We start from the raw sequence: 14,091 nt of genomic DNA, 5'->3' as shown, positions 1-14,091 counted from the left end.
TATAATTTGAAAGCAATTGAATGCTATTTATTTGCCGTCAGCGAGTCTGTTCATAATCTCAAGGCACATTCTGCCGTTGTGGTATGGGCACTTCCATGGCTCAACTATAGGACGTCCGACTCTTGGTGTTCCATCCGCATTCAGATCCCAGAACCACTCTGATCCCGGTCTCTTGTCTATGAAGTATTCCTTTATGTACTCCCACACCTTCTCAGCAGCCTCGTAATACTTCTTATCACCCGACTTTTGATAAGCATTTATAAATCCTACTATTGATTCTGCCTGAACCCACCATACTCTTACCGTGTATGGCACGCCCTTTTCACATTCTGTCAGAACTGAATGTCCATCGAAAGCAAGCTCATATATCTGCTCCGCAAGGATATCTGTTATCTTTGTAATCTTCTCTGTATACTCTGCCTCTCCAAGCACCTCGGTCGCCCTATCCAGAAGCCATGATGTCTCAATGTCATGTCCGTATGAGTACAGATCGATCAGAGAGTTATAATCCTTATCAAAGAACACTTCCTGTCTCTTAAGCTCCGGATTGTATACCTTATCAGCAAATACATCGAGCAGCCATTCCAGGCGCTCTTTTACCTTGGAATCCTTGGATACCTTATAAAGTTCTGTGTAAGCCTCAAGTGCATGGAGCAGTGTGTTCATTGTTCTCTCTGCGAGAACACCATTCTCAGAAAGCTTATCATTTGACTCTGGCTTGAACTCTCTTGTAAATGCCTCGAGATAGCCACCTTCGTCAGTACATTTCTCTTCTATTGTATGGAAAAGCTGCAGGGCCAGGTCCAAAGCTTCCGAATCACCGGAAGCTTCGTAATAGGCGGATAAGGCATATATACTAAATGCCTGATTGTAGGTGTGTTTTGTCGTATCTTTGGGTGAACCATCGTAATTCATGGACCAATATATTCCGCCATATTCCCTGTCTATACAATATTCTTTCAGAAATTCATATCCATGAGCAGCTTCATCTAGAAGCTTCGGGTCCTTGAGTGCCTTATACGCACTTGCGAAGAACCAGGTAATTCTACTGTTAAGAATACAACCCTTCTCAGCCTTTTTATCAAGGTTGAGGTCATAATCCATATACCCATAAAATCCGCCGTACTCATCATCCCTCAGGGCCTCCCAGAATGGGATGATAGCATCTATTAATTCTTTTTGAATTTCATTTCTCATATTCATGAACTCTCTTCTTCTAATAAATTATTAACCCTTTACAGCACCCTGTGTAATACCACTGTAAATCTGTTTCTGACAGCAGATGAATACTATAAGTGCCGGTATGATCGATATGATAACACCTGCACAGATCAGGTTGTACTGACTTCCCATAGGTCCTACGAACTTGTAGAGTGAGATAGCCATTGTCTTGATCTCCGGGCTTATGAGGTAAAGGTTTGCAGCGTAGTACTCGTTGTAGATTACAACGCCCTTCAATATACAAGCTGTAACGATAGCTGGCTTAAGAAGTGGAAGTATGATCTTCCAGTAGATAGTCCAGTATGATGCACCATCCACGATAGCTGACTCGTCAAGAGATACTGATATGTTCTCCATAAACTGTATAAAGATGTAGATTGAGATAACATCTGTACCACAGCTCATGATGATGTAACCATATAAGTGATCTATGAATCTCAGATCACCCATGATGTTGTAGACTGTAACCTGCATAGCAACTGCAGGAAGCAATGATGCCACAAGGAAAAGTGTTCTGATAAAGCCGTTTCCCGGGAACTTGAATCTGTTAAGCACATATGCAAGCTGTGTTCCTATTACTACTGACACAAGGAGTACACATATCATAACTATGACCGAATTGATGAACGCACGTCCCATGTTGGCAGTCGCGAATGCCTTTACAAAGTTGCTGAAGTTCAGAAAGCTTTCAGGAAGTTTCATTACTGAAGTAGCCTTATACTCATCTGTTGTCTTGAAGGCTGTTGTAACACATGATATAAGAGGTACAACCGCACACAGTGAGAATAATATGAGTACAAAGTACTTGAGGAAACCTCTTACATAATATCCAACGGTTCGTTTTTCTTTTATTGGTGCTATGCTTGGCACATCTGTCTTTCCTCTTGCCATGTTACTTGCCTCCCTTCGCAGAAGCAGCCATCTGCTTCATGTATTTCTTGGTATCCCTCTCCTGTTTCTTGCGAAGCTTCTTTGCCTTATAACTCTCATCATCTGAGCTTGAATCCTTGAAGACGTACTCAAAGAACAGCTTCTGAAGCGCAGCACATATAAGTATGATAAGGAGAAGTACAACGGCCATTGCTGAAGCGAGACCGACCTTCTGGCTTGTATGTGCTATCTTGTTCATGATGATGAAGTAAGTACCTGTTCCGTTTGCACCTGTTGTGATAACGAAAGGCTGCTCGAAAGCACTGAGTGATCCTGTTATTGCTAAAATTACATTTAATGTAACGATTGTCTTGATACTTGGCAGTATGATATATCTAAACTGCTGGAATTTATTTGCACCATCAAGCTCTGCCGCCTCATAAAGTTCTGCATCTACCGACATGATAGCTCCAATGAAGAGAACCATCATCTGTCCAAGGTATCTCCAGACCGAGGTTGAAACCAGTGTCCAGTTGTTGACACTCTGGTCTTTGAGCCAGTATGGAAGGTTGTCTAAGCTAAATCCACACAACTGAAGGATTGAGTCAAACACGAATCCTCTTGTGAAGAAGAATTTGAAAATGAAACCTACAGCGATACCGCTGATAAGGTAAGGGAAGAAAATAAATCCCTTGAAAAGGTTACCACCTTTTACTCTGAAACTCAGAAGAGTTGCAAGGAAAAGTGCAAGCACTAACTGTACAAGTGCTCCTACGATGTAATACAAACTGAGCTTTAATGCACCGAAACAGTCTTTTCTTGTGAACACATCGATATAATTTGCTAATCCTACGAATTCTCTCTTTTCTACAGGCGTCGTATATTTCATCTTGTAGAAACTAAATTTAACCATCTCTCCGAATGGTATATATGTAAATACTAATAGCAAAAGCAATGGGATAATTGCGAAGGCTGCGCATATTATAACCTGCTGCCCCTTCCTGCTTGATGCCCATTTACCAAAGCCGGATTGTTTTTTGTTAGCCATACTCATTCCACCGCCTTTTTTAATAAACCGGGGCGGGCAATCCCCCCCCCGGTCTGTAGCTTATTCTTACTTGTTATAATAGAGTCTTTATTACTTCTCAGTAACTTCGATTCCTAATGACTCCTGAGCATCTGACCACTTCTGGTTCCACTCAGCCATGATATCATCGAATGACATGTCGCCGTTTGCAGCATGCTCGATGATGGCCTGGATCTTGTCATTACCACCATTGCTTACGTTAAGCTCTGACTCTGAGTTGAGCTGGTTGAGGTAATCCTCCTCGCCCTCAAGAGCTGCCTCGTCTGCAACGAAGTCAACACCATCGAATGAGATCTTTGACTCTGAACCAGGAACAAGTGCAAGTGAATCCTCGTTGTAAGCATATCCTGACTTCTCTGTCATCCACTTAACAAATACAAGAGCTGCCTGCTTCTCATCATCTGAAGCGTTTACGTTGATACCGTAGCAGTAATCTGCACCTGATGAAGCGTACTGCTTACCATTTACTGAGATAGGGAAAGGAATGTATCCTATATCGTCTGCGTTAGGTCCACCTGCTTCCATCTGTGGGTATGACCATGAACCAAGTACCATACATCCGATCTCGCCGTTGTTGAGCTTTCCCTTACTTGACTCCCAATCTGTTGTTGAGTAATCATCCTCTGTAAGTCCCTGTGATACTGCATCGTAAAGGATCTTATATACTGCATAAGCATGTGTATCGTCGCCATAGTTCTTGAATGGATCCTTTGTATGGGCTAACTTCTGGTTCTTGTATGTAGCATCGCCTGTTGCTGTGATCGAGATATAATCATCCCAAGCTCCCATTGTCCAGCCTGCTGCATAGTTTGTGTAAAGTGGAATACAATCCGGATTCTTATCCTTGATTGCCTTGAGAGCTGCGATGAACTCCTCTGGTGTCTTAGGTACATCTGTTACACCTGCATCAGCAAATACCTTCTTGTTGTATACGATACCCTGTGTTGTAGCTGTAAGAGGTACACCATATACCTGACCCTGATACAGCCATCTGTTTGAGTAATTTACAAGACTGCTCATTGTATCATAATCGCCAAATGACATGAAATATGTTGAAAGGTCTGCCATGTCAACTGCCGGGATACACATTACTGTCTCGTAGTTTCCTGACTGAAGATGTGTAAGAGCATCTTCTGCATAGTTTGTATCTGTGATAACATCAACCTTGATGTTTGGATACTCCTTGTTGAAGTCCTCAAGATACTGCTTCCAGTTCTTTCCGCCGTAATCATCTGAGTCCATATCAGTTCTGTTGTTGTAGAACTTGATCTCCGCTGAAAGATCTGTGAAGTCTGTTCCTAACTGGATGTCTGCATATGACTTGATTCCCTCAGCATCAGCTGTTGTGTCATCTGCTGAATCACTTCCTGCTGCCTCTGTGGCAGCCTTTGTTGCCTCTGTTGTGTCCTTGTTATCGCTGTCTGAGCCTCCACAACCTGCAAGTGATGCTGCCATAAGACCAGCCATTGCGATACATGCAATACGCTTTGATTTCATAGTTTTGTCCTCCTTAAAACCTTCTTTGTTTTTAACTTTATATTAAGTATACATTAATTTACTTTTTAGTCATCACTCAATTTTGTTTTTAATCACAGTATTTTGTACTTTTCGTTAATTTTACCATTATCATTATTTTTTTTCAATATCATATAGACATTTTATCTATATATTTTTATCTTTAATTAGTATTTTATTGTTTTTTTAGCTAATTAGCCACTAATTTATATCGCTTTTAGCTTGTGATGATTGTTTAATAATTGTATTATTATGGATAGGAGGTGGTTTGCATGTTAGCTAAAGAATTAATTTCCTGCACTGTACTGTCAGGTTACAATATTCAGAAAGATATTGAGAACGCAAGATTCCACAGTGCGTTCTTTACATATGAAGAATCAATGATTAACGATGGTCTGATTCATCTTCTGGCCAACGGCGATATTTCTTTTGCTTATTCATGCAGTTATACCTTCTCTTTCATTCCGTGCTACCATTTCTTCTATATATATGAAGGAACTCTTACAGTAACATCGGGCAGCAGCAAATCATCATATTCCAAGAATACAGCCGCGCTTTTTGAGGCAGGATCAGAAATAACATACGCCACGAACGGCAAGTGTCGTTTCTACGAGGCATTCATCCTCGGAGCTCCGCTTCGCCTGTATCACGAGTTTCTCCCCGAATCCATATATTATAAAAAGGACTCTGCCGGAGCCTCTGTACTCTGGAGCCATCTTTCACTGATAAGCAGACTCCAGGGGGAGTTGTCTGCCACCGATATTTTCAGAATTTCCAAATGGTTTAATGATATCCTGACCGAATTATGTGTATTTATTGAAAACTCATCCAAGAAGATGGATTGTGTGCCTTCTTATCTTTTATCGGTAAAGAATCAGATGGATACAAACTACGCCGAACCGATGTCGCTTGATGACCTCGAGGCAACTTACAGGATCAGCAGATACAGGATATGCAGAGAATTTTCATTTCACTTCGGTGAATCACCTATGCGCTATCTCAACAGTCGCAGGATCGATGCTGCCAAAAGGCTCCTTCTCACAACAGATCTGTCCGTCCACGAGGTCGGATCCCAGGTTGGAATCGAGAACACAAACCATTTTATAAATCTGTTCAAAAAAGACACCGGTACAACTCCGCTGTCTTTCAAGCAGGCTGCACCGGTGTCTATTTCCGATTTGCATTACAATTGATATGTAGTTTTATTATCGTTCTATTCTGGCAACGCTATCCTTTACCACGATTCGTCCATCCACGACAAATATGCCATCAGTATATTTTTCGTTGGATATCTTTTTTATAATCTTATGCATGGTTCTCTCTGCCATCTCCTGCATATTGATCTCGTATGTGGTCACGCCTATATCGCAGCTTCCAGGATACATGTAATTATCAAACCCCACAACGGACACATCCTCAGGAACTCTGTAGCCCGCAGCATTGAGTATCTTTATGAGCGTAGCTGCCGCAAGATCGCAGTTGCACACAAACGCTGTAGGCATATTCTTTGGAAGTTTAAAACAGTTCTCCTCGTCAAACTGACCCGTCTTCACATCTCTGTCCGGAATAACCCAGTCTTCTCTGAACGGAATATCATGCTCCAACAAAGACTTTATATAGCCCAAATATCTGTCAGTTATACTGTTCGTTGAACCTATCGTGCCAACATATGCAATATCTCTATGTCCCATATCATACAGATAATTAGTCAGCATATAGCTTCCATAGAAACTGTTTGCTATAACCGTGTCTATCGGTCTCGAATTATCGTAGTAATCCACATACTCTATAGGAACCTTGGCTGTCTTCTCCAGCTTTTCCAGGTATTCCTTACCCATGGAACCTACAACAACTATTCCATCAACCTTGTCATCCTCCAAGAGCATAGGCATCTCAGCGTTCAATACACTATCTCTGGAAACAAACTCCAGCATAGTAAAGCAGCCTCTTGCCACCGCCTTTTTGTTAAGCACCTGATATAACTGCCAATAGAACGACGGATACTTTCCAAGGTATATCTCTTGAATGAGAACACCAATATTATACTTTTTCTTTGCCGTCTTCTTTCTGATCTCAGATGGTGACTGGTATCCCATCTCATCTGCCAACTGTTTGATCTGTGCTCTGAGTTCCTCGCTGACACCCTTCTGATCTGAAAGTGCCTTTGAGACCGTAACGGTACTCACGCCAACAATGGCAGCTATGTCTCCCAATTTTACTGATTTTGCCATAACTAGTCCTTCTCACTTTATTTTTTCACGTGGTTAAATAACTTAATTTTTATTTTATTTTTAAGTTAAACTATTGTCAAGTACAAAGTGATACAGTCTGCTCATATAATCTCCACGCATAGTTTCAATGAGCATTCCGGCATTCATGAGGAGATCTCCCCCATACACATTCTCCGTTCCGTCAAGTCTGTAACCAGCAGTCACGTCAAGCCCTAAAAGTTTTATCTTTCTACTGTGTACGTTAGGTCTTCCAAGCACCTGAACGTAAGTCACCAATGCCTCACTCTTATCCTTTGCAACAACCATCCAGCAATCATACAGTCCATTTTCCCTGTACGATGCAACCCTATAATAATCACCCTCCCTTACAAGATCATTATATTTATGATACATAGACACCTGCTCAGGGATCATCGCACGTTCTTCTTCACTTATTTTTGTGATATCGAGCTCATAGCCAAATGTTCCCGCCAGAGCCACATGTGCCCTGGTCATAAAAGGTGTACTCCTTCCAACTGTGTGATTAGGGCAATCCGACACATGGGCGCCCATGGTCGAAAGCGGATATATCAGTTCCGTTCCCTCCTGTATAGAAAGTCTCTCTATGGCATCCGTGTCATCGGAGCACCATATCTGCGGACTGTAGTAAAGCATGCCAGGGTCAAATCTTGCACCACCGCCCGAGCAGTTCTCAAGCAAAAGATCTGGGAAATCGTTAACAAGGCGCTCTTGCAACTCATATACTCCAAGCACATACCTGTGAGCCAATTCTCCCTGCCTGTCTCCGGTGAATTCTACGCTGCCGATATCCGTGAGCTGTCTGTTCATATCCCACTTAACATACTCAATATTTGCGGATGATATCACGTTATGCACACATTCATACACGTAGTCTCTAACTTCTTTTCTCGAGAGATCAAGCACGTACTGATTTCGCGATAATGTAGCCGTTCTCTCCGGAACCGCAAACGCCCAGTCAGGATGCTTTCTGTAAAGTTCAGAATCAGGAGAAATCATTTCAGGCTCCATCCATATTCCAAATTTCAGCCCCAGCCTATTCACCTCATCAACAAGATGTTTCAAACCGCCCTTGATCTTGTTTTCATTTACAAACCAGTCTCCAAGACTTGTGGCGTCATCATTTCTATGTCCAAACCAGCCATCATCCATGACCAGCATCTCTATTCCATGTTCTGCCGCACTCTTCGCTATCGCAAGGAGCTTATCGGTATCAAAGTCAAAATATGTAGCCTCCCAGTTGTTGATGAGGACAGGTCTCTTCTGATGAAGATATCTGCTCCTTATCATGTGGCATCTGTAAAAATCATGAAGATTTCTAGTCATCTGTCCAAGTCCATCATGGCTGTATGTAAGCACAACCTCAGGCGCTGTAAACGTCTCTCCAGGCGTGAGCCACCACTCAAATCCCTCTGAATGTATGCCCATGACTGCGCGTATGGAATCAAACTGTGATTTCTCTATCTGTGCGATGAAGTTACCCGAGTACACAAAATGCATTCCATATACATCACCCGTAGTCTGATCTGTACCCTTTGTCATCCATGCCATAAACGGATGGTCCTGGTGGGATGACTCACCACGGAGAGAGCTTACACTCTGCTTGCCATAAGCTATCGGGCGTCTCTCGATCTGTCTCTCCCTGGCCCATGAGCCGTGGAGAGTGAGCATCTCAAAATCCTCATCATCCATATCTATACATGCAGAATATACCTTTGTGAGCCTGATATCCCTATCACCTGCATTTTTCACGCTCACACTTCTGGTTATAACATCCTCATCCTCAAACACAGAATATATCAGGTCAACATCAATGCCACATCCCCCATCCATCATATGGACAACGAGAGTCTGAACCTCCTCTTCTCCCGCAAATGATGCCGGAAGGCCACTAATCCCCGGCTTTCCATTTACAATATCGTAATCCACAAATTTCAGATCAACGGTTCTGCTGCCATTTGCAGTCTTTACCGCAATACAACTCTCCCTGTAGTCTCCTATTCCATTTCCGGAATACTCTGTCGGAAATGTGTCCATAAATGAACATCTCTCCCTGTTATTCTTGGACGGAACAAAAGGAGCCTCACACGTTCTCAAAAACTGATCACATTTCTGCGGACGGATCTTCTGTCCATAATATATATGTCCGACAAACCCCTCTTCATCGGCGATTCCGATACGATAACTCGTGTTTCTCGTATCAAGTTCAAATATTCTGTTTGCCTCATCATATCTTATGCTCATATGTATCTATAGTCTCCTCGTTTTATTTATGGGTATCACTCTCTGCTTATGTATTCAAGAAATTCAAGTGCAAGATCCATATTCTTGGCATTCTCGCCAAATCCCACTGCAGCATCCATTTCATACCAGCCGGTATCCTTCACCCAGGAATTATCACCGATCTTTATTCCGACAGGTATCTTCTCACCCGTTTCAATAACCGTTGCATACACAAACGAATCTTTATACTTTTCTTTCAGTTCATCAGTCAGCACCTTATCAAGATCCTGCATATATCCGAACTCTCCAAAACTCATGACAAGGTCTGTGTCGGCAAAGAACACGTCCACCGCATTCGCCATAAATTTGTTCTGTATAAGCTGTAGACTATCCTGACTCATGGCATCATTCGGATCAGTTGACACGCCGATTCCTGTACTTATACTGACATATTCCTTCTCCGCATCAAGACCATTTTCACTGAGGAATTCCTCATAATACGCCTTGTCATTCGCCGCGGATTCCTGTTGTGTAGTGTTGACCGCAAGGATGTTGAGTGCCGCAGATTCCGCCGTAAAATGTTTTACAACAAGGAATACAACTATGCCCACAACAACAAGTGCAAATAGAGCCTTCGGAGCATAATACTCCAGTATGTATTCCTTTTTCTGCTGTTTGTTCATAAGGCTGAGTTTCTGTTTCTCAGACATATGCTCATCCACATCCAAGACGCTCTCCGGCTCTCGTTTCTCTTTTTCATCGGTTTTCTCATCGATGATATGTCCAGCGATACTTTTTATATTTTTCTTTTCTATTTCTCTCTCTTTTTTTATTTCTTTTTCTGGCATATAATCTCCTATACTACTCCTGTACGCGTTTGCCACACACTGCCGTTACTTTATATATTATAACATTTTTTAGTTAATTCTTAAACAGTTTTTAGTATTTTTAACTATATTTTACTTTGTGACATATAACAGCGTTCAGTTATCTAGTCCCCTGAAGCTCCTGATTCCCTGCCTTCTTTTTATACAAAAGGGACCTCAGCATCAAGGCCGAGATCCCCCTTGTTCAGCGCATTGGCTGGAAAGTGCATTTACATGTTTAATTTTGTAGTATATGGAAGGAATGTTTTTCTTTTTCGGCAGTAAATTCTGCCATATTTTGTGTTTGTTTATTTAGCAAGCTCCTGCACACATGCTTTCATCTCATCTATCTTTGACATGGCATTTTTTAGGCTGATTTCATTCACGCCAAAGTAGAATTTGATCTTTGGTTCATTTCCAGAAGGCCTAACCGCGAACCACGCATTATTTTCCAGCTCATAGTACAGCACGTTTGATTTTGGAAGACCCATGTGCTCCTCTTCGCCATCAAGCGGCTTGCGGATTCCGCTCACATAATCCCTCATGCCGGTAACTTTGATACCTGCAAAGTTCGTAAGTGGATGGTTCCTGAAGTTCTCCATCATCTCCTTAATCTGTGCTGCACCATCTACACCCTTTAGAGTTATCCCAAACGCACCTTCAAAGTAATAGCCATATTTGTGATAAACCTCTTCCATGGCATTACAGATGGTTTCTCCCTGCAGCTTATAAAATGCTGCTATTTCACATAAAATGACAACGGCTGCGCAAGCGTCCTTGTCACGAGTGTAGTCTCCTACTAAACATCCAAAGCTCTCCTCCATTCCGAAGATGAACTTGTATGTGTTGTTCTTCTCAAAGAGAAGGATCTGCTCACCTATGTACTTGAATCCGGTGAGTGTCTCTATATATTTCAGATTGTAATTCTCTGCTATCGCCTTTGTAAGATTGGTGCTGACTACTGTATTACAGATAGCACCATTTTCCGGCAGTTTGCCGACTGCCTTCTGTTCACGGCAGACATACTCTGCGATCAAGGCTCCTGTCATATTGGCATTAAAGCGGACATATGGATATGCAGGATCATCTGCAAATTCCGTGTCTTTCCAAATTCCCGTACTGTCCTTGACGTATATTCCAAGTCTGTCTGCATCAGGATCTGTGGCCATGATAACGTCCGCATCCACCTTCTTTGCCAGGTCTATTCCCATGGCAAATGCTGATGGTTCCTCTGGATTTGGTGACTTGACCGTGCTGAAGTCTCCGTCAGGAACAGTCTGCTCCTCTACAACATATACGTGCTTGAAGCCAAGTCTCTTTAGCACTTCCCTTACAGGTACATTTCCTGTTCCGTGAAGTGGTGTGTATACTATCTTGATATCGTCTGCAACCTTCGGAATGATATCGCCGTGGATGGTCTGTTTTATGAGTGCCTGATAGTAATTCTCATCAACACTCGTAGGAACCATACAGAACAGGCCGTCTGCGATAGCCTTGTCCTTATCCATGGTCTTGACATCCTCGTATCTCTCTACATTCGCCACATGTTTCAGGATATCCTGATCCTGAGGAGATACGATCTGACTGCCGTCCTCCCAGTACACCTTGTAGCCGTTGTACTCAGGTGGATTGTGGCTTGCTGTTACCACGATTCCGGCTATACATCCAAGCTCTCTCACTGCAAATGAAAGCTCCGGTGTAGGGCGGAGTGCATCAAACACATAAGTCTTTATGCCATTTGCATTGAGGCACAGAGCTGATGCCTCTGTGAACTCTGCTGACATATTTCGGCAGTCATGTGCTATAACAACACCTCTCCCCGCAGCATCCGCGCCGACCTCAAGTATGTAATCTGCAAGACCCTGTGTAGCCTTTGTAACTGTGTATATATTCATTCTGTTGGTTCCGGCACCCATGATTCCGCGCATTCCGCCGGTTCCAAATTTCAGATTCTTGTAGAATCTGTCCTGGATCTCTTTGTCATCATCTGCGATACTTCTAAGTTCTTCCTTTGTCTTCTCATCAAAGCAGTCTGACTCAAGCCAGAACTTGTATTCGTCCATGTAACCCATCTTTTTTACCTCCACTTTGTAATTATTTTTAGTCGCTACCGCGATCTTCTAGCCTATTTTCTGCTGACATTTATTTGCCAGCCATTCCGTTTCTTACCAGTCATCCCGTTTTACGAGAACATCGCCTTCACATTTACCGCAAGCTCGTCAAGCTGCTCTGCCGCATCCTCCTGAGAGCTTCCCTTTACCCCGAGGTAGAACTTGATCTTCGGCTCTGTGCCTGAAGGTCTCACAAGGAACCATGCGCCATCCGCAAGCTGATAATATATCATGTTGGACTTTGGAAGCACCGCCGCCTCGGACTTGCCTGTCGCTGCGTCTGTCTCTGTTCCAAGCTTGTAGTCGTAGATTTTCTCCACGCTGTAAGTTCCGACCTTCTGCACCGGATTATCTCTCAGCGTCTGTATCATAGACTGTATCTTTGCAGCACCCTCGCGTCCATCAAACTTCATGGTCTGAACCTTCTCTTTGTAGTAACCATATTCCTGCCACAATTCAACCATTCTGTCCCACAGAGTCATGCCACGGTTCTTGTAGTATGCCGCAGCCTCACAGAGAAGCATCAGCGTTCCAACCGAGTCCTTGTCCCTTGCATATGTACCAGGCAGACATCCAAATGTATCTTCAAGCCCGAACACATAATTGTGTTCACCAGTCTGCTCATAAGCCCTCATTCTAGATGCTATATTCTTAAATCCGATCAGGTTGTTGCAGTCACAGAAAGTGTCGTACTTCTTACATATCTCCTTGACCATATTGGTGATAACAACCGTAGTTACAATCGCCGGATTCTCAGGCAGTCTTCCGCTCTGGGATCTCTGCATCAGCACGTAATCACAGAGGATCGCACCGAACATATTGCCCGTAAATTCTTTATACTCATTATTCTTGCTGTCATATCCATACATTCCAAGCCTATCCGCATCAGGATCTGTGACAAGAATCAGCTCTCCGCCGACCTTCTTCGCCAGCTCAAGACTCAGGGCATACGCCTCTGCGCCCTCAGGATTTGGGGACTTTACAGTTGGGAAATTACCATCTTGAACAGCCTGTTCCTCAACGACATGTACATCCTTGAAACCAAGTTCGCTGAGAACTCTTGTAACAGGCTTAAGGCCTGTTCCGTGAAGCGGAGAATATACGATCTTCAGATCTCCCGCCTTCTGAATCTCCTCCGGATTCATGACAAGCTTGTGAAGCTCTCCTATATATGCGTCATCGATCTCCTGACCGATCACATTCAACAGTCCTGCATCTATTGCAGCGTCCTTGTCCATAGTCTTAACCATGGAGAAATCTTCTATATTGTTGACCTCTGCAATGCTCTCCTTATCCTGAGGAGATACGATCTGGGCTCCATCATCCCAGTAAACCTTATATCCGTTGTATTCCTTTGGATTGTGGCTTGCCGTTATATTCACGCCGATATTGCAGTGCAGATGTCTCACTACAAATGAAAGCTCCGGTGTCGGGCGGAGCGCATCAAACAGATACACCTTCACGCCATTTGCACACAGGCAGAGAGCAGTTTCAAGCGCATACAGCGAAGCATTGTTTCTATTGTCAAATGCTATAGCTGCCGACGGCTCTGATATTCCGATCTTCGCCAGGTAGTTAGCAATTCCCTGTGTTGCCATGCGAACCGTGTAAATGTTCATGCGGTTCGTTCCCGCTCCCATCACGCCTCGAAGTCCACCTGTTCCAAACTCAAGGTTTGTGTAAAATCTATCTTCAATCTCCGCTTCATTATCCTTTATGTTTACGAGCTCCTGCTTCGTAACATCATCTACCTGATCGCTGCCAAGCCACATCTCGTATCTCTGCTTTGCGTCCATCTTCTACCCCTTTCCTGACCTCACAGGCCACACAGATTTTTCCTTTTTATCTATCCACAATTTATCTTCCGTTCATTTTATTAGGCTATTTTTAGCTAATTTATTGTTATTTGTATAATATATTAAGTAATTTTTAAATTCAATATTTAATCT

Annotated in this window: 10 protein-coding genes; 1 reads left to right on the top strand and 9 read right to left on the bottom strand. The window is 43.0% G+C overall.

Going from position 1 to position 14,091, the window contains the following annotated elements; all coding sequences use genetic code 11:
* Window positions 1-27 precede the first annotated feature (27 nt).
* The 4 genes from DWX57_RS08440 to DWX57_RS08425 all read right to left on the bottom strand — a co-directional run bounded on the left by DWX57_RS08440 (window position 28) and on the right by DWX57_RS08425 (window position 4,675).
* Complete coding sequence (locus DWX57_RS08440) at window positions 28-1,203, bottom strand: AGE family epimerase/isomerase (RefSeq protein WP_120123633.1); 1,176 nt, start codon at window positions 1,201-1,203, stop codon at window positions 28-30.
* Between the two features lie 24 nt (window positions 1,204-1,227).
* Window positions 1,228-2,112: a carbohydrate ABC transporter permease gene (locus tag DWX57_RS08435; RefSeq protein WP_243106203.1), complete on the bottom strand. Its 885-nt coding sequence runs from the start codon at window positions 2,110-2,112 to the stop codon at window positions 1,228-1,230.
* A gap of 1 nt (window position 2,113) precedes the next feature.
* Window positions 2,114-3,145 (bottom strand): carbohydrate ABC transporter permease, encoded by a 1,032-nt coding sequence (locus DWX57_RS08430; protein WP_120123631.1) that lies wholly within the window; start codon window positions 3,143-3,145, stop codon window positions 2,114-2,116.
* An 84-nt stretch (window positions 3,146-3,229) separates the two neighbouring features.
* The gene (locus tag DWX57_RS08425) at window positions 3,230-4,675 is read right to left on the bottom strand and encodes an ABC transporter substrate-binding protein (protein ID WP_117550325.1); all 1,446 of its coding nucleotides are present in this window, start codon (window positions 4,673-4,675) and stop codon (window positions 3,230-3,232) included.
* 290 nt (window positions 4,676-4,965) lie between these two features.
* Between DWX57_RS08425 and DWX57_RS08420 the strand changes: the two genes are divergently transcribed.
* Window positions 4,966-5,886 carry a helix-turn-helix transcriptional regulator gene (locus DWX57_RS08420; protein WP_118758499.1) on the top strand — a complete coding sequence of 307 codons (921 nt, stop codon included), beginning with the start codon at window positions 4,966-4,968 and terminating at the stop codon, window positions 5,884-5,886.
* Window positions 5,887-5,898: 12 nt separating this feature from the next.
* Here the strand turns inward: DWX57_RS08420 and DWX57_RS08415 are convergent, their stop codons facing one another.
* The 5 genes from DWX57_RS08415 to DWX57_RS08395 form a co-directional block, all read right to left on the bottom strand.
* Window positions 5,899-6,924, bottom strand: a complete 1,026-nt coding sequence (locus DWX57_RS08415) for a LacI family DNA-binding transcriptional regulator (protein WP_117550321.1) — start codon at window positions 6,922-6,924, stop codon at window positions 5,899-5,901.
* Window positions 6,925-6,984: 60 nt separating this feature from the next.
* Complete coding sequence (locus DWX57_RS08410; protein WP_117550319.1) at window positions 6,985-9,186, bottom strand: alpha-galactosidase; 2,202 nt, start codon at window positions 9,184-9,186, stop codon at window positions 6,985-6,987.
* Window positions 9,187-9,221: 35 nt separating this feature from the next.
* On the bottom strand, window positions 9,222-10,013 hold the full coding sequence (locus tag DWX57_RS08405) for a hypothetical protein (protein WP_120123628.1): 792 nt from the start codon (window positions 10,011-10,013) through the stop codon (window positions 9,222-9,224).
* Window positions 10,014-10,339: 326 nt separating this feature from the next.
* The gene (locus DWX57_RS08400) at window positions 10,340-12,103 is read right to left on the bottom strand and encodes a phospho-sugar mutase (protein ID WP_120123626.1); all 1,764 of its coding nucleotides are present in this window, start codon (window positions 12,101-12,103) and stop codon (window positions 10,340-10,342) included.
* A gap of 110 nt (window positions 12,104-12,213) precedes the next feature.
* Window positions 12,214-13,938 carry a phospho-sugar mutase gene (locus DWX57_RS08395; RefSeq protein ID WP_120123623.1) on the bottom strand — a complete coding sequence of 575 codons (1,725 nt, stop codon included), beginning with the start codon at window positions 13,936-13,938 and terminating at the stop codon, window positions 12,214-12,216.
* Window positions 13,939-14,091: the final 153 nt, after the last annotated feature.

This window comes from Coprococcus sp. AF19-8AC, from assembly GCF_003603115.1.
Taxonomy (GTDB): domain Bacteria; phylum Bacillota; class Clostridia; order Lachnospirales; family Lachnospiraceae; genus Coprococcus; species Coprococcus aceti.
This window is presented reverse-complemented; position numbering and strand designations above follow the sequence as displayed.

Bases quoted from the DNA above. Each gene is read 5' to 3' on its own strand.
- DWX57_RS08420 (WP_118758499.1), top strand. From the start codon at position 4,966: ATGTTAGCTAAAGAATTAATTTCCTGCACTGTACTGTCAGGTTACAAT.
- DWX57_RS08405 (WP_120123628.1), bottom strand. From the start codon at position 10,013: ATGCCAGAAAAAGAAATAAAAAAAGAGAGAGAAATAGAAAAGAAAAAT.
- DWX57_RS08435 (WP_243106203.1), bottom strand. From the start codon at position 2,112: ATGGCAAGAGGAAAGACAGATGTGCCAAGCATAGCACCAATAAAAGAA.
- DWX57_RS08430 (WP_120123631.1), bottom strand. From the start codon at position 3,145: ATGAGTATGGCTAACAAAAAACAATCCGGCTTTGGTAAATGGGCATCA.
- DWX57_RS08395 (WP_120123623.1), bottom strand. From the start codon at position 13,938: ATGGACGCAAAGCAGAGATACGAGATGTGGCTTGGCAGCGATCAGGTA.
- DWX57_RS08410 (WP_117550319.1), bottom strand. From the start codon at position 9,186: ATGAGCATAAGATATGATGAGGCAAACAGAATATTTGAACTTGATACG.
- DWX57_RS08415 (WP_117550321.1), bottom strand. From the start codon at position 6,924: ATGGCAAAATCAGTAAAATTGGGAGACATAGCTGCCATTGTTGGCGTG.
- DWX57_RS08400 (WP_120123626.1), bottom strand. From the start codon at position 12,103: ATGGGTTACATGGACGAATACAAGTTCTGGCTTGAGTCAGACTGCTTT.
- DWX57_RS08425 (WP_117550325.1), bottom strand. From the start codon at position 4,675: ATGAAATCAAAGCGTATTGCATGTATCGCAATGGCTGGTCTTATGGCA.
- DWX57_RS08440 (WP_120123633.1), bottom strand. From the start codon at position 1,203: ATGAATATGAGAAATGAAATTCAAAAAGAATTAATAGATGCTATCATC.